Here is a 15,376-nt window from a genome sequence, read left to right on the forward strand (position 1 = left end):
ACAATTCCTCAGGCCCGCTTAGCGTGGCCGGATACCGCAAAAGGAATTTCTATCATCGGCGTGGTGCTCCTACACATCACGCTGAAGGTGCCAGGAGCCGAACAAACGTGGCTAGCAACTCTCAATACCTTTCTCGACCCCCTGCGCCTTCCCCTGTTCTTTCTGGTCTCCGGCTACTTCTCTTATAAAGTCTTTCGTTACAGTTTCGCGGAGTTATTTACCCGCCGGCTCTGGTTTTTCCTCATCCCATATTTGGTGTGGATGTCCGTAGAGCATATGACCAAACAGCTGGAATACCAGTGGGTTTTCGGTGACTCCTCCATGGGTATGGCCGAGATGCTGCAAAATCTTTTCCTTGGCCATACGATGGCGTGGTTTATCCACGCGCTCATTTTGTTCAATTTATTTTTGTGGTGTGTGCGTGCTTTACCGGCGTGGGCAGGAATCGGCCTGAGCTTTACTCCCGTGCTTTTTATTGCGTGGCAGGAACAGTTTCAGTTTATTGGCAAGGCCATTATGTTCCTTCCCATCTTCGTAGGCGCCGCCTTTCTTCGCGAGCCAATCACGCGTTTTGCTGCTGCGGCAGAAGAGATATTCCGCGGCTCGTGGAGCATGCGCAGTGCTGGAGCGTATGCCTCAGCCATCGGCGCTTATTGTGCAGGCCTGGCCCTGCGCCACGTGTGGGATGGCAACGATGCTGATGTTGCTTTTAACTGGCCCCTGCTGGGCGCGGACTTTTTAGGTTGGGGAGATGTCAACTTATTAGTGCGCCTCGTGGAACAGGCACTGGAGGTGCCGGCGGGCATTATCGGCGCCGTGCTCATTAGCCACATTCCGTGGATTGCAGAAGGCGTGAAGTTCGTCGGACGGCACACGCTACCGATTTATTTGTCGCACCCTATTGGCTTGACGGTGGGCTACGGGTACTACATGGCGCATCACGATTATGTCGTGTCTTTGGCGGGGACGTGGCCGCTGGAAAACACGTGGTTTTGGATCGCTATGTGCTTTATCTTTACGGCTATTTCTTCGCTTGCACTGTGGGCGCTGGGGAAGGTCCCTATCCTTGGCTGGACACTGGTTCCGCCGCGGATCGGTAGGCGCCGCCCCGCCGTAGAGCCAATGGTAGCGAACAAGCAACCAACAACACGGTAATGATGACGTAGTCATTGCCAACGATGTGCTGCCACCACGTCCAGTCCAGTTCTTGGTCTTCGGTATGCGGAACTTTCCAGTGGCCGCGGGCAAATAGCGCCAGCCAAGTGAGTGCCGCTAGGATCCAGCGGCGGCTGGCAACCAAGTAGACGCCCGCTAATACCAGCCAGGTGAAGTGGTGTGACCACGATACGGGGGAGCACAGCAGCGACACAGACGCCGCCAGCAGCATGAGCACGACCTGATTGCCGTGGGAAAGGCGCTCCATGGCAAACCACACAATTGCAATGACGACGATAACGCCAATGAGCCACAGAGTTTCTGCGTTATCGGGGCTAAGGCGGGTAAACAAGCCGCGCAAGGACTGGTTGGCGCTATAGGCTAGGCCGCCGATGCGCTCGGAATCCCGCAAGGTGGAGGTCCAATACTCAATCGAGCTATGCGGATTGGCGGCGAAGGCTATGAGGCCAGCGGCTACGAAGGATCCCAGGGTGGTAAAGAAGGCCTTCCATTCGCGGCGGACGAAGAAGACGGCCAAAAAGACGGCGGGAGTGAGCTTGATAGCAATGGCGATGCCGGTCAGGATGCCACGGGCCTTTTTCACCCACAGCAAATCGATGACCACGAGTGCGGTCAGCAGGATATTGATCTGACCAAAACTAAAGGTCTGCGTAATCGGCTCGGCCAGCATGGCGGCAAAAAGCCCCCAAGCCGCCCATTCCTGGCAGTTGAGGGAGCGCAATACCAGCGCAATGCATACCCACAATGCGAGTACGGAGAGGACCGTGACTACCACGGCGGCAGCGGTGAGGGGGACCCACTGCAGCGGGGCGAAGAGCAGGGCCGCAAACGGTGGGTAGGTAAAAGGCAGGGAAAAGTTGCGGTCAGTGCCTACGAAATAGTCACGATCATAAAGATCGCTGCCGAAGCCGGCCCCGCCTTCGCGGTAAACATCGAGGTCAATGTGGTAAAAGGCACGAAGCTCGCCCGAGAATAACGCAGGAATATCGATAATCCACCACAGCGCCGCGAGCGCAGACAGGATTAGGGGGAGGGCGGTGGTCCACAGGGCTTTATTCTCGGTTCTGCTCACCCGCAAAATTTTACAGTGGCGCGATCGTGGGGCCAATTTCCCGCGCCCATCGCCGCAGCGCTAGGCTTGGGAAACGTGCGTTACTTCTATGACACCGAATTTATCGAGGATGGCAAGACCATTGAATTGGTCTCCATCGGCATCGTCGGTGAAAACGGAAGTGAATATTATGCCGTATCCACGGATTTTGACCCGTCTAAGGCCAATTCTTGGGTCAAGGAAAACGTGTTGGCTAAGCTGCCCAGCCCCCAGGATTCTGCATGGAAGCCGGCCCGCACCATCCGCACGGAAATCCTGGAGTTTCTCACGCGCAGCTCTACGCCAATTGAATTATGGGCTTGGGTCGGCGCGTATGACCACGTGGTCTTGGCGCAGCTGTGGGGCGATATGGCGAGCTTGCCCAAGCGCCTGCCGCGCTATACCCGCGAGTTGAAGCAGCTGTGGGAGTTCGCCGGCCGCCCCAGCTTGCCAGCCGTGCCTAAGGGCAATCACGATGCGCTTGTCGATGCCCGCCATAACCTCGCCAAATTCCGCGCCTGCACCGAGGTCTTGCCCTTGTCCAAGGGGAATAGAATCAATTTCTAGCAGTTAACTACCAATCGACAGGCAGCAAATGGTTAAATGGAAGTGTGAGTTGGACAGTAGATATTCCGCAAAGTGTTCTGCCTGATCTTCCACCATTGCCAGAGGGCATTGAGGAGGTCTTCCAGGACGTCATCAAGCGTGACGCAAAGCAACAGCCTAGTTGGGATCCCACCCAAGCCGATAACGTGCGCAAGATTCTCGAGTCGGTGCCGCCCATCGTGGTTGCCCCGGAGATTGAGAAGCTCAAGCGGCAGCTTGCCGATGTCGCACTAGGAAACGCTTTCCTCCTGCAAGGCGGCGATTGCGCCGAGACCTTTGAATCTAATACCGAACCGCATATTCGCGGCAACGTCAAAACCTTACTGCAGATGGCCGTCGTTTTGACCTATGGTGCTTCCGTTCCAGTGGTGAAGCTGGGTCGCATCGCTGGGCAGTATGCGAAGCCGCGTTCTTCGGATACGGACGCGAATGGCTTGTTGAATTACCGCGGGGACATTGTCAATGGCGTGGAACCCACCGATGAGGATCGCCGTCATGACCCGGCACGCATGATCCGCGCCTACGCTAACTCTTCCGCGGCCATGAACTTGGTACGCTCTTTGACCTCCTCCGGCACCGCTGACCTGTACCGCCTGCACGAATGGAACCGGGAGTTCGTCCGTAAATCGCGCGCCGGTGCCCGCTACCAGGATCTGGCCCGCGAGATTGAAAATGGTCTGAAATTCATGAACGCCTGCGGCGTGCAGGATTCCACGCTGCACTCAGCGGATATTTACTGTTCGCACGAGGCGCTGCTGAAGGATTACGAGCGTTCCATGCTGCGCTTGGGCCAAGACGATAATGGTGATACCAAGCTTTATGACTTGTCCGCGCACCAAGTGTGGATTGGTGAGCGCACGCGTGGTCTGGATGACTTCCACGTCAACTTCGCCGCCATGATCGGCAACCCGGTGGGCATCAAGCTTGGTCCTGGCGCCACACCTGAGCAGGCCGTGGAATATGCCGAAAAGTTGGATCCCAACCGCGAGCCCGGCCGCTTGACCATCATCTCCCGCATGGGGCACGATAAGGTCCGCAGCGTGTTGCCACCCATCATCAAGGCCGTCGAAGACTCCGGGCACACCGTGGTGTGGCAGTCCGACCCCATGCACGGCAATACCTTTACCTCGTCCAACGGGTACAAGACCCGCCACTTTGACAAGATCGTCGACGAGGTGCAGGGCTTCTTCGAGGTACACCGCGATTTGGGCACCCACCCGGGCGGCGTGCACCTCGAGTTCACCGGCGAAGATGTCACGGAATGTCTCGGCGGCGCCGAGGACATCACCGACCTAGATCTGCCGGGCCGCTATGAATCCGCCGTCGATCCGCGCCTGAACACGCAACAGTCCCTCGAGCTTTCCTTCCTCATCGCAGAGATGCTGCGGAACTAGCTCCCACTAGACCCAGAGGGAAGGAGTTCCTTCGTAATAGGAGGAACCAAACCACCACCCGCTGATAGCGACCGCACCGGTTGCCACCACCACTGCGAGGAGAAAGACCAGCAGTGACGCAGGATGGCGATTGGTTAGCGGCCGCTCAGCGGGTTCTTCTTCTGCCACCTGCGCGGGGGCTTGTACAGGAGAATGCGCTTCCCCCACACCCGCAGCGGGTGCTGCTGGAGCAGGCGGCAGTGGCGGCTCCGGGGGGACCGGTGCCTTGGGCACATCGAGGCGCGTTTCAAAGTCCGGCTGCTGCGGATCCGGCTCGGGAGGAATAACCTCGGTGGGCCCGCCGTCCAAGTGCTCGGTGGCACCCTGCGGGATGGTCCGCGTGGGCTCAAATACATCCGTGGCGCCGATGCCGGAATAGTCAGTGGGTGTTTGTGCGGTGCGCGCGGCAGCGGCGTTGCGGGGGACCGGGATGGTTACCGTGGGCAGATCCAATTCCCGGCAAATGTCCTCGAGGGCATCTAAAAACTCCCCGGCATCGGCAAAGCGCTCGCGGGGATCGCGGGCAGTGGCGGTGGCCACGAGGGCATCGACAAGCTTGGGCACGTCCTCACCACGCGTGGATGGGGCGGGAACATCCGCATATAGGCGCGCGGTGGCGTGCGCGATCGGGGTATCCCCGGAGAAGGGCACGGTTCCAGTCAAGAGTTCAAATAGCACAATACCGGCGGAATACACGTCGGTGGCGGGTGTTATATCCTCGCCGGTGACCTGTTCCGGCGCCAAATATGAAACGGTGCCGACGATCATATTCGAGGTCGCTTGCGCATTCCTCGCACGCACCAAGCCGAAATCGCCCAATTTCACCCGGTGATGCGAGGTAATGAGCACGTTATCGGGCTTAATATCGCGGTGGATAAGCCCCGTGGAGTGCACCTCGGTCAGGCCTTGGAGCACGCTGCGCAGGGTCGATAATGCGGCAGGGACGGTCAGCGGGCCGCCTTCGGCAAGCAGCTCGCGCAGGGTGCCGCCATCGATGAGCTCCATGATGAGGTAAATGGGCTCGCCATCGGCGGAAAAATCATGAATGGCCACGAGGTTGGGGTGTTGCAACCGCGCCATCGCGCGGGCCTCGCGGGAAAAGCGCTTGATAAAAACCGGGTCATCGTCATAGCGCTCATCCATGACCTTTGCGGCCACTTGGCGGCCCAAGCGCATATCCACGCAGCGATAGACGGTAGACATACCGCCGCGGGCGATGGGGCGATCGATGCGGTAACGGTCTTCCAACACGTCACCAATTTCCAACCTAGTCATACTCCCAGTATGGCCGATCCACTAGGGCGCGTTAAAGTAGGTGGCGTGACTAATGCAGAAAATTCCCTGAATTCCTTATTGGCCGGCGAAGAGCTGCTCAGCATGCAGCAGGTGGCAGACAAGCTAGGTCTTCCCATCACGCGCGCCTATGACCTGCTCCAGGACCGCAAATTCATTGTCTGGGACTCGCCCGAAGGCAAGCGTGTGCCGCTGGCATTCTTCAATGACAAGGGGAGCATCGCCAAGCATGTCACCGGCGTTATTACCGTGCTTACCGATGGCGGCTATGACGACGAGGAAATCCTGCGCCACCTATTTACCGCAGATGATTCCCTTCCTGGCCGGCCCATTGACGCCCTGCACGGGCACCTGGCGCGCGAGGTTATTCGGCGGGCTCAGGCGTCTGCTTTTTAGCCCTGCGTGTGGGCAGTTGAGGGCCTTTGTGCCCAATGCCATCGAACATCCACTGCGTTGCGGACCAGGACACAACGATGAGGCCGATGACCCAGAACCAGTTATAGAGCTGGTGGTTGCCGTCGCCGGAAAAGCTCAAGCTGATAAATAACGCTACGCCAGAGGTAAACTTCAGCAGCCACAGCGGCGGGCGGAAGGTGCCCATGAGCGTAAAGATGGAGGCGTAGTACCACGGCAGGGTCACCGAGTTGAAGACGAAGGCAACCTGGTAGGCCGCCGCGGTGCCCATAATGGCATCGCGGACAGTATGTCGGCTTAGCCACCACACGATGACTAAGCCGATGAGCATGCATACCATCGCGATCGTGCGCAGGACGCCCAAGATGGCGTTATAGGAGGCGTCCGGGTCAAAAATGTGGACCGCGGGGACGATGATGTCTGCGGCCAATGTCGGCCCCGCCAAGGGGTTAATCACCTTGGAGTTGCCGCTGACCTGGGAAAGCCACCCCCATGAGGTGCCGGAGCCCCAAGTAATAAGCGCTACCGTGGCGATGATTTCCACGGCCGCGATGACGCCTGAGCAGAAGAAGGCTACCGCCGTGCGCGCCACGGTAGAACCCTTAGGCGCGTAGCGGTGCACCATGAGCCAGACGATGAAGGGGGCGGCGAAGATCGCGGTAGCCTTCATCGCCACCGCCGTACCGACTAACAGCAACGCGGCGTGGAAGCGCTGGTGCAGCGCGGCCAATAGCCCCAAGGACACGAGGCCAACCATGAGGGATTCATTGTGCATGCCACCGATAAGGTGCAAGATGATGACCGGGTTGGCAACGCCAATCCACAGCGCGACCGCCGGATCCGCGCCGAGCTTTCGGGCAATGCGCGGCACCGTCCACGCAATGAGGACAAAGCCTGATAGTGAAAGCAGCTTATAGATAATGATCCCGGCGGTGACGCTATCGCCCACGACGGTGGTGACGATTTTGCCAATCCACAGGTGCAGTGGCCCATACGGGGTGGTGGTATTGCGCCAATCTTGCGAGACCTCCAGCAGGAAGGGCCCAGGGTTGATGGCGGCGCCCTCGGTATATGGGTCGAACCCGTCGCGCACCATGGCGCCCTGCATGAGGTAGGAATACACGTCCCTGGAAGCCATGGGACCGGCGAAAAGCAGCGGGGTGACCCATGCGATAAGAATGCGTTGTAACTCGCGCACCCCTCCCTCCGGGCGCGGGTGCTTAAGCTGCCGGCGAATAATCATGCGCCCGGCAAGCACCCAGGCGGCGGCGAGGAGGAAAATGCCCACCCAATACAGCACCAACCCGAGGTTGCGCCCGTGACCATACGATAAGAAGCCGATATTGAGCGCTTCGAGCACGCCGCCGCGATTGCGGGTCGAGCCGCCAGAAAAAGACGAAAAAAGAAGTATGCACGAGGCCACGAGGCCCAGCGGGAGCGCGCGGGGGACTGGCAAGGAGTAGGTTTTGGCCACAGTGACACCTACTTTTGTCGCGTCGTCGCCTGAATGGCTAGGTGCTCTAGTGTTTCCGTAATCTGCGGATCCACATGTGCCGCACGCAGATGAGCCAACCCGGATTCCGTCAACGCGGTAATGCGGCGCTCAATCTCATCGGGGGCGCCGGAATCCGCAATGATTTGGGATAGGCGCAGCAAGTCCTGCGGATCGGAGGTGCGGCCGATGAATTTCCGCAGGGTAGCGGCGGCGCTGGGATCGCGTTCATCGGCGCGCTGTAGCGCTAGGGCGAGAAGCTCCGTGCGCTTGCCTTCCCGTAGATCGTCCCCAGCGGGCTTGCCGGTGATCGCAGGATCCCCAAAAACTCCCAATTGGTCATCGCGCAGCTGATAAGCAATGCCGATATCGTGCCCATAGCCGCGGAAAGCCGAGATTAACTCTTCGCTCGCACCCGCGATGGCAGCGCCCAAATGCAGGGGCCGCTCGATGGTATAGGCGGCGGTTTTATAGCGATTGACGGAATTGCTCAGCGCCACGGATTCGGAACCGGCTGCCTCGAGGGAAATATCGAGCAATTGGCCGCCCAAAACCTCGGTGCGCATTCCACGCCAAGGCCCGCGTGCACGTTGCAACGCCTCCGAGCTGAGCCCAGAATCCTGAAACATATCCTCGGCATAGACCAGCGCAAAATCACCCACCAAGATGGCGACCGACGTACCAAAGAATTCCGGATCCCCTAAGAAATCAGATTCCCGGTGGAGGCGCTCTGCTTCCCGATGCACCGTTGGTTTCCCGCGCCGGGTATTCGACGCGTCAATGATGTCATCGTGGATAAGTGCGCAGGCCTGGATAAACTCCAGCGAGGACGCCGCGCGCAGCATGGCCTCAGGGGATTCCGAGCCGCGGCCTGCGGCGAGGTAACCCGCCCACGCATACATGGGGCGCATTCTTTTTCCGCCATCGAGGACGAATGATTCCAAGAAGCTCATGGCGGTACTGACCGGGGCGCCGATCTCTGCCACGTGATCCCGGCGCTGATCCAAGAAGATGGCCAGTTTTTCGCGCACCGCGCCGGGGATATCCGCAAGCTCAGGAATATTCGTCATAGTCACACCTCCACACGATACCGCCTAGGGCCAAGAAGAAATAACGCAGGTTTATAGCGGCAGGCTCACTCCCAAAATGGCGAAGGGCCGGGGATCCGCGGGGTAGCGATGGTGACGCACGACATCAAAGAAGCCCACAGACCGGTAGAGGCGAAACGCCCCGTTGGCTTCCTGTGGCGCCTCCGGTGTTGATAATAAAGCGTATTGGGCAGGGATATTCCACAGCAGCCCTTTAAGTAGCTGCCTGCCTAAACCGTGTCCTTGAAAGGCCGGTAGCACGTGTACTTCGGCTACTTCAAAGTAATTGCGCAGCATGCGCCATTCGGACTCCGTTGGGCCGCCATTTCGGCGCAGGGCTCGGCGCAGCTCGGAATCCCACCAGCTATCCGGTGATCCCAAAAATCCATATGTCACGCCCACGACTCCGTTGTCATGCGTGGCGATAAGCGCTGTAAACCCTGGGCGCATGGAATCCGCCCGCCAATGGTCAACACTGCGCGAAAACGTGACCGGGTCATATCCCATGGCCTCGATGTATATCTCCACGAGCTGAGGAGACAACATTGAGAACTCTTGCGGGGTTAAGCGGCGGATTTCGAAACTCACGGTATCTATCTCACCAGATACGTGCGGCTACCGGCGGACGAGGGTGGGGTGGGGTTATTCCATCGAACATTAAAAACTATCGAACAATGTTCGATATGCAGGGAGATATGGCTGGTAAAACTCTTGAATAATTCGAACATGTGACCTAGAATAGAAACTAGATGTCCAGTCGGCTGCTTAAAGTCAACGGCAGTCGAACACGGTTAGTTATTGGCGCACTACAGGAGAAAAACAATGGCACAGATTATTTCGGCAACGCAGTCCCGCACTACCGGTCGCTTCACTGGTAAGCGGGGTGCGAAGCGGGCACACTTTTTATTTCAAGCCCGCGAGCTTTTAGATCAGGCGAGAAGCTACGCGGCGGAGGGTCGCTTTGATCAGGCGTTAGAGGTGGCCTATCAGTCTGCATTGCGTACGGCTGGCGCGCGGGTAGCGGTATCGGTGGCCTCTCGTCGCCGGCGCCTGCCAACGAGCGCGTGGGATCGCTTGGCTCTAATCGGGGCCGAAGAAAAGCAGTGGGCGGAGGCTTTCAAGTCCTATTCTCGCACTCGCGCCCGGGTTGCATCTGGCCTGGATGCAACTCCGGATGAGGAGTATGTCTACGGATTAATGCAGCAGGCAGCGCAGTTTTTAGATGAGAGTGAAGCCGAGACAATTCTGGGCTCTTTTGCGGCATAACCGCGGCATAATCACTGCTGAGAGGAATAACTACCTTTTGGGGAACATACTGGTTACTCTGGACGTTAGTATTGGTAGAAGATATATTGGCCGAAGCCCAGTCCCTAGTTGGAGGAAAAGTGTCTCTTTCTGAACAGGAGCAACGCACGCTCCGTGAAATAGAGGAATCGTTATTAGCGGACGATCCTAAATTTGGCGCTTCTGTGTCTGAATCTACCTCGATCGGCGGTTCCGGCGGCGCTTTTACCCTGCGTGGGGTTGCGCTCATCGTGGTTGGTCTGTGCATGCTCGTCGGCGGCGTGGCCTTGGCGCAGCAAAACTTGTGGTTTATTGCGCTGTCCATCGCCGGATTCCTTGTCATGTTTGCCTCTGGTGTGTGGATGCTTCGTGGCGACCAGCCCGCTAGCACAGGAAAGAAAAAGTCCACTAATGGGCGGGCAAAGAAGGCAGCGTCATCCCGTAGTGATGGAGTAGGCAGCAAGCTGGAAGAAAACTTCCGTCGGCGCTTTGAGGAGAGCTAACCGCGAACTTTTCATTTCCCCAGTCACCATAAAGGGTGGCTGGGGATTTTTTATGGCTCACCAAAATTTCCCACTTTGCCCCACCTTCTTGCCAAAACTGCGGTGCGGAGGGGGATTGTGGGTGCTGGAGGGGGAAATACCTGGGCTCTATGCAGGCAATGCGCTGTAAGTGGCGTATGGGGTGAAGTAACTTTGATGTTGTAGGTGGGATTAAAGGGGTGGATCTCCGGGGTTGTCAAGGTGGGGCGCGGGAAATCTGACCACTGTAAAAACACCCTTTTAACTGCACATACGTTTTGAGTTATTAAGAATATAGCGATTTAAGTGGGGCATGTGGGGGAAAGTGGGGTAGAGTGGGGCGCAGCGGAGGAATGGGGTTGAAAAACTCTCTTCTGACGTGAGGGAATCCGGAGTTGTCGAGTGAGGAAGGTGGACGCCGGGATGTTTCTCGGAACCTACACTCCGAAACTTGATGACAAAGGGCGCTTAACGCTTCCTGCAAAATTTCGTGATGAACTCGCAGGTGGCCTGATGGTCACTAAGGGGCAAGACCATTCTTTGGCCGTGTACCCGCGCGAAGAGTTCGCCGAACGCGCACGGAAGGCTGCGGCGGTTTCTCGAACCAATCCGGAAGCACGCGCTTTCATTCGTAACTTGGCGGCAAGTGCGGACGAACAGCGGCCCGACGGGCATGGTCGCATCACCTTGTCCGCAGGCCACCGTGAGTACGCGGGCTTGTCCAAAGAGTGCGTGGTGGTTGGCTCGGTAGATTTCCTTGAAATTTGGGATGCAGCTGCGTGGGCTGAGTATCAATCGCAAACTGAAGATGCTTATTCGGCAGCAGATGCCGATGACGTACTTGCGGGCTTGCTGTAGAAGCCCGCATCTCGAGTGCGTGTAAGGACTCTGTCCGAGGCGGATGATTCTGGTGTACTTCCCCGATATCAGAAACCTGCCTCGGACAGGGCCCTATATGCACTCGTCGTGCTTTCCACGATAGGAAGTCCTGCACAGCGGAAATAAGAAAGGGGGACGCGGGGAGACATGGCTACAACTGACCTTAATTACGATGTGGCGGATAACCACGGCCATGTGCCGGTCATGCGCGAGCGCATGGCAGAGCTCCTGCGCCCCGGGGTAGAGGATGCGGGCTCGCAGGCTGTGCTTGTCGATGCCACCTTGGGCGCCGGCGGCCACAGCGAGTACTTCCTCCAGACCTTTCCGCAGGCGCGCGTTATCGGTGTGGATCGCGATGAGCAGGCATTGCGCAATGCTTCGGCCAGGCTAGAGCCCTTCGGCCCGCGTTTTTGCGCGGTTAATGCTCGCTTCGATGAGCTCGGCACCGCCATTGCCCAGGGCGAGGGCGATATCTTTGAAGCTGCCCGCGCCCACGGTATTGCGGGAGCCCTCTTTGATTTGGGTGTTTCTTCCATGCAGCTGGATCAGGCAGAGCGCGGCTTTGCCTATAAGACGGATGCGCCGCTGGATATGCGGATGGACCCGAGCCATGGACTTACCGCCGCTGACGTACTCAATACGTATTCGCACGGGGACTTGGCGCGGATTCTTAAGACCTATGGTGACGAGCGCTTCGCGGGCAAGATTGCCTCCGCCGTGCTCAAGGAGCGCGAGAAGGAACCTTTTAGCACCTCGGGCCGGCTGGTTGAGCTTCTTTACTCGACCATTCCGGCGGCAACGCGCCGCACGGGTGGGCATCCCGCAAAGCGCACATTCCAAGCGCTGCGGGTAGAGGTCAACCGCGAGTTGGAGGCCATTGAAAATGTGCTTCCCGTTATTACAAATGCGCTTTCCATTGGGGCGCGCGCGGTCTTTATGAGCTACCAGTCCTTAGAAGACCGCCTCGTAAAAGCGGCATTCAAGGACCTTTCTACGTCCACTACGCCTGCCGGCTTGCCGATGGACCTGCCGGGTACCGCACCGGAATTCGCCACGGTTACCCGTGGGGCCGAAAAGGCATCTCAGGCGGAAGTAGAAGAAAATTCCCGCGCCGCGTCGGTGCGCGTGCGCGCCCTAGAACGGCTTGAAGGCACGCCAGAATTTTTAACCCCGGGAGGCAAGAAATGAGCACCATCCCACGCCGAAACCAGCACTTAACGGATAGCCGCGACAGGGAGGCCACTCGCAGCATGGGCGCCAGCCGAGACTTCACCACCGGAATCGATACGGGAGCGCCGACCGCAGTGCGCGAGCGCACCTCCACCAGGACCACTGGCAAAACGGCGCGCCGCACGGCCCCTAGCCGTACCCGGGTGCCGCACCGCGGGCCGAACCGGCTTGGTTCGAAGCAGGTCGTCAGCTTCCGCGGCCGGCGGCTGCAACAGCAGACGAAGCAGAATAACGCTTTTGTCCGAGTTGCCGTCTTAGCCGTTACCTTGCTCATTGGCGGGGTAGTGCTGGCCATGTGGCTCTCTGGTTTGTCCACCTCACAGACGTTTAAAATCCAGCAGCTGACGGTGCAGGAATCGCAGTTGGATAATCAGATTGAATCGCTGAATCGGGACGCCGAAAACTTGAGCTCCTCGGCTGATATTGCCCGCCGCGCGGATGAATTGGGCATGGCAGTGCCCAAGCAACCCGGCGTGACTGAGGTAGGCGGGGATGGAGAGATCATCGCCAAGCGCGAAGGCACCCCGTATACGGAAAAGCTTATCGATGTCAACGGTGAACCCATCCGCCCGGGCCAAGCCTCGAGCGATCCAAAGGATACGGAGGGGATGTCTGATTCCCTCAACGCTGTGCCGCGCGGACAGCAGCAACATGCCCGCGGCAACGATGCGGACGAGAACCGGGATGAGCACCGTGGCAGCGATGACGACGAAAACCGCGATAACGCCAGCGATAGTCGCCCCAACCTTCCCGCCCGCGCGCCGTACACCAGCCAGGCCGATTAAACGGACAGAATAAGTGGTGAAATTCTCTGTGCTCGCGCGTGGTAGCGCGGGCACTGCCCATCTTGTAGGGCACAATCGATACACGCAAGAACCTGTGGCGGCGAAGGGAAGGTGACTGAACACCGTGACTGCACCGAATAATGGTGGCAACCGTGGACACCGTCCGCGGCCGCGCCGCGCTGCTAGCTCTGTTGTGCCCCAAAAAGCGATCATGCGCCAGCGCCTGCGCATCATTTTGACCTGTGTCGTCGTCGCCACCGTCGCTTTGGGCGGCCGCCTTGCTTGGGTGCAATTGGTCTGGGGTCCAGACCTTGCGGCGAAGGCTGTTACCCAGCGCGAACGCGTCTACATCGACCCCGCCCGCAGGGGAGAGATCTTGGACCGAGATGGTCAGCGTTTGGCCTATACGATGAAGTCTCGTTCCTTGACTGTCTCTCCCACGCGCCTGCGCGATGAACTGAAAGAGCAGGCGAAAATGGAAGCCACGTCCGAGGGGAAACTCGAGGGCATGGATGACAACAAAAAAGAGGAGTACCTCACCAAACAAATGGAGGACAAACTCAAGGAGATGTCTGAGGGCATTCCGAAGATGATTGAGGATTCGGGTGCCTCTGCCTCCAAGGTGGATGCGGACGATATTAAAAACAAGCTCAAAGCCGATACGCAGTACGAGGTCTTGGTCCGCAATGTGGACCCAGATGTTGCCGTAGAGATTTCCAATAAGTACCACGGTGTGGCAGCTGACCGGCAGGATATCCGCCAGTACCCGAATGGGGCGATTGCAGAAAACGTCGTGGGCAAGGTCTCGATGGATGGCCACGGTCAATTTGGCTTTGAGGCGGCCCGCGATACCGAGCTTACCGGCATCGATGGGCAGTCCACGGAGGATGTCTCCACCGATGGGCAGGTTATCCCCGGCACCCTGCGCGATGTCGTGGATGCCGTTGACGGCCGCGATGTCACTCTCACCCTCGATTTGGATCTGCAGACTTACGTCCAGCAAAAGCTGGAAAAGGCTAAGGCCAATTCGCAGGCGGAGGGTGCCGAGGCTGTAGTGCTTGATGCCGCGACGGGCCAGGTGCTCGCCATGGCTAATACCGATACGGTGGACCCGAATAAGAATATCGAAGACCAGCTCAAAGAGGGCAAGGACTTTGAGAACCGCAGCATCTCCCACCCCTATGAGCCGGGATCCGTTGCCAAGATAGTGACGGCGGCAGCCGCATTGCAGGAGGGTATCACTACTCCGGACGAGGTGCACCAGGTTCCGGGCTCCATCGACATGGCTGGCGTGACCGTCAACGATGCTTGGACCCACGGGACCGAGCCGTATACCACCACCGGCATCTTTGGTAAGTCCTCCAACGTGGGCACCTTGATGATCGCGGATAAGCTCGGGCCTGAGAAATATGCGGAGTACCTGAAGAAGTTTGGTTTGGGCGCTAACACGGGCATTGAGCTGCCGAATGAATCCGCCGGCACGGTGCCAGACCAAGAGCAGTGGTCAGGCGGCACCTTTGCCAACTTGCCCATCGGCCAAGGTCAGGCGTGGACGACGCTGCAGATGGCTAGCGTGTACCAAGCGTTGGCCAATGGCGGCGAGCGCATCGAACCGCGCATCATCGACGAGATCAAAGACCCCGATGGCGAAACGGAAAAGCTGCCCGAGCCAAAGAAGACCCAGGTAGTAGACAAGGAAACCGCCAAAACTACGGTGGATATGTTCCGCGCCGTCTTCCAAGATGACGATGCCGGGGTGCAAAACGGTACGGCCGCTAATGCCCAATTGGATGGCTACCAGCTCTCCGGCAAGACCGGTACCGCGCAGAAGGTGGACCCGAATTCCGGGGCGTATTCTAATTCCGCGTACTGGATTACCTTCGCGGGCATTGCGCCTGCCGATGACCCACGTTTCGTCGTCGCAGTCATGCTCGATGAGCCCAAGTCCGGCGTGGAAGACAATGGTGGTGGCGGCCAGTCCGCGGCCCCCATCTTCCGGGATATTTCTTCCTGGCTGCTCAATCGCGACAATATTCCTACCTCGACACCAGCGCCGCGGATGACCCTGCGGGAACAATAGGAGCT

15 protein-coding genes are annotated in these 15,376 nt (G+C 58.4%); 10 read left to right on the plus strand and 5 right to left on the minus strand.

Going from position 1 to position 15,376, the window contains the following annotated elements:
- Positions 1 to 60: 60 nt before the first annotated feature.
- Positions 61 to 1,155: an acyltransferase family protein gene (locus ABRP95_RS01860; RefSeq protein WP_284769500.1), complete on the plus strand. Its 1,095-nt coding sequence runs from the start codon at positions 61 to 63 to the stop codon at positions 1,153 to 1,155.
- Here the strand turns inward: ABRP95_RS01860 and ABRP95_RS01865 are convergent.
- Entirely contained in the window at positions 1,061 to 2,248 is a 1,188-nt protein-coding gene (locus ABRP95_RS01865) for a glycosyltransferase 87 family protein (protein WP_349838856.1), read from the minus strand. The two genes, ABRP95_RS01860 and ABRP95_RS01865, sit on opposite strands and share 95 nt — an antisense overlap.
- 75 nt (positions 2,249 to 2,323) lie before the next feature.
- Between ABRP95_RS01865 and ABRP95_RS01870 the strand changes: the two genes are divergently transcribed.
- Both ABRP95_RS01870 and ABRP95_RS01875 read left to right on the plus strand, forming a co-directional pair.
- Positions 2,324 to 2,833 (plus strand): polyadenylate-specific 3'-exoribonuclease AS, encoded by a 510-nt coding sequence (locus ABRP95_RS01870; RefSeq protein ID WP_284784644.1) that lies wholly within the window; start codon positions 2,324 to 2,326, stop codon positions 2,831 to 2,833.
- Between the two features lie 44 nt (positions 2,834 to 2,877).
- Positions 2,878 to 4,266 (plus strand): class II 3-deoxy-7-phosphoheptulonate synthase, encoded by a 1,389-nt coding sequence (locus tag ABRP95_RS01875; protein ID WP_284769502.1) that lies wholly within the window; start codon positions 2,878 to 2,880, stop codon positions 4,264 to 4,266.
- Positions 4,267 to 4,272: 6 nt separating this feature from the next.
- Here the strand turns inward: ABRP95_RS01875 and ABRP95_RS01880 are convergent, their stop codons facing one another.
- Positions 4,273 to 5,580 carry a serine/threonine-protein kinase gene (locus ABRP95_RS01880; protein WP_349838857.1) on the minus strand — a complete coding sequence of 436 codons (1,308 nt, stop codon included), beginning with the start codon at positions 5,578 to 5,580 and terminating at the stop codon, positions 4,273 to 4,275.
- Positions 5,581 to 5,589: 9 nt separating this feature from the next.
- Between ABRP95_RS01880 and ABRP95_RS01885 the strand changes: the two genes are divergently transcribed.
- Positions 5,590 to 5,994, plus strand: coding sequence for an Rv2175c family DNA-binding protein (locus tag ABRP95_RS01885; RefSeq protein ID WP_005278391.1), 405 nt, complete (start codon positions 5,590 to 5,592; stop codon positions 5,992 to 5,994).
- Here the strand turns inward: ABRP95_RS01885 and ABRP95_RS01890 are convergent.
- The 3 genes from ABRP95_RS01890 to ABRP95_RS01900 are packed head-to-tail and all read right to left on the minus strand — an operon-like array spanning position 5,963 to position 9,180.
- Entirely contained in the window at positions 5,963 to 7,486 is a 1,524-nt protein-coding gene (locus ABRP95_RS01890) for an alpha-(1->6)-mannopyranosyltransferase A (RefSeq protein WP_349838858.1), read from the minus strand. The two genes, ABRP95_RS01885 and ABRP95_RS01890, sit on opposite strands and share 32 nt — an antisense overlap.
- An 8-nt stretch (positions 7,487 to 7,494) precedes the next feature.
- A complete protein-coding gene (locus tag ABRP95_RS01895) occupies positions 7,495 to 8,574 on the minus strand; it encodes a polyprenyl synthetase family protein (RefSeq protein WP_284769505.1) in 1,080 nt (359 codons plus the stop codon).
- 51 nt (positions 8,575 to 8,625) lie between these two features.
- Positions 8,626 to 9,180, minus strand: a complete 555-nt coding sequence (locus ABRP95_RS01900) for a GNAT family N-acetyltransferase (protein ID WP_349838859.1) — start codon at positions 9,178 to 9,180, stop codon at positions 8,626 to 8,628.
- A 234-nt stretch (positions 9,181 to 9,414) separates the two neighbouring features.
- Between ABRP95_RS01900 and ABRP95_RS01905 the strand changes: the two genes are divergently transcribed.
- The 6 genes from ABRP95_RS01905 to ABRP95_RS01930 all read left to right on the plus strand — a co-directional run bounded on the left by ABRP95_RS01905 (position 9,415) and on the right by ABRP95_RS01930 (position 15,371).
- Entirely contained in the window at positions 9,415 to 9,858 is a 444-nt protein-coding gene (locus ABRP95_RS01905; RefSeq protein ID WP_284769507.1) for an SAV_6107 family HEPN domain-containing protein, read from the plus strand.
- Positions 9,859 to 9,977: 119 nt separating this feature from the next.
- Positions 9,978 to 10,379 (plus strand): DUF3040 domain-containing protein, encoded by a 402-nt coding sequence (locus tag ABRP95_RS01910; RefSeq protein ID WP_349838861.1) that lies wholly within the window; start codon positions 9,978 to 9,980, stop codon positions 10,377 to 10,379.
- 441 nt (positions 10,380 to 10,820) lie between these two features.
- Positions 10,821 to 11,255 carry a division/cell wall cluster transcriptional repressor MraZ gene (gene mraZ, locus ABRP95_RS01915; protein ID WP_034654127.1) on the plus strand — a complete coding sequence of 145 codons (435 nt, stop codon included), beginning with the start codon at positions 10,821 to 10,823 and terminating at the stop codon, positions 11,253 to 11,255.
- 168 nt (positions 11,256 to 11,423) lie between these two features.
- Complete coding sequence (gene rsmH / locus ABRP95_RS01920) at positions 11,424 to 12,464, plus strand: 16S rRNA (cytosine(1402)-N(4))-methyltransferase RsmH (protein WP_284769509.1); 1,041 nt, start codon at positions 11,424 to 11,426, stop codon at positions 12,462 to 12,464.
- Positions 12,461 to 13,291, plus strand: coding sequence for a cell division protein FtsL (gene ftsL, locus ABRP95_RS01925; protein WP_349838862.1), 831 nt, complete (start codon positions 12,461 to 12,463; stop codon positions 13,289 to 13,291). The genes rsmH and ftsL overlap by 4 nt, the downstream gene beginning before the upstream one ends.
- Positions 13,292 to 13,502: 211 nt before the next feature.
- Positions 13,503 to 15,371 carry a peptidoglycan D,D-transpeptidase FtsI family protein gene (locus ABRP95_RS01930; protein ID WP_284769795.1) on the plus strand — a complete coding sequence of 623 codons (1,869 nt, stop codon included), beginning with the start codon at positions 13,503 to 13,505 and terminating at the stop codon, positions 15,369 to 15,371.
- Positions 15,372 to 15,376 lie beyond the last annotated feature (5 nt).

The organism is Corynebacterium sp. KPL2895, from assembly GCF_040225815.1.
Classification (GTDB): domain Bacteria; phylum Actinomycetota; class Actinomycetes; order Mycobacteriales; family Mycobacteriaceae; genus Corynebacterium; species Corynebacterium rhinophilum.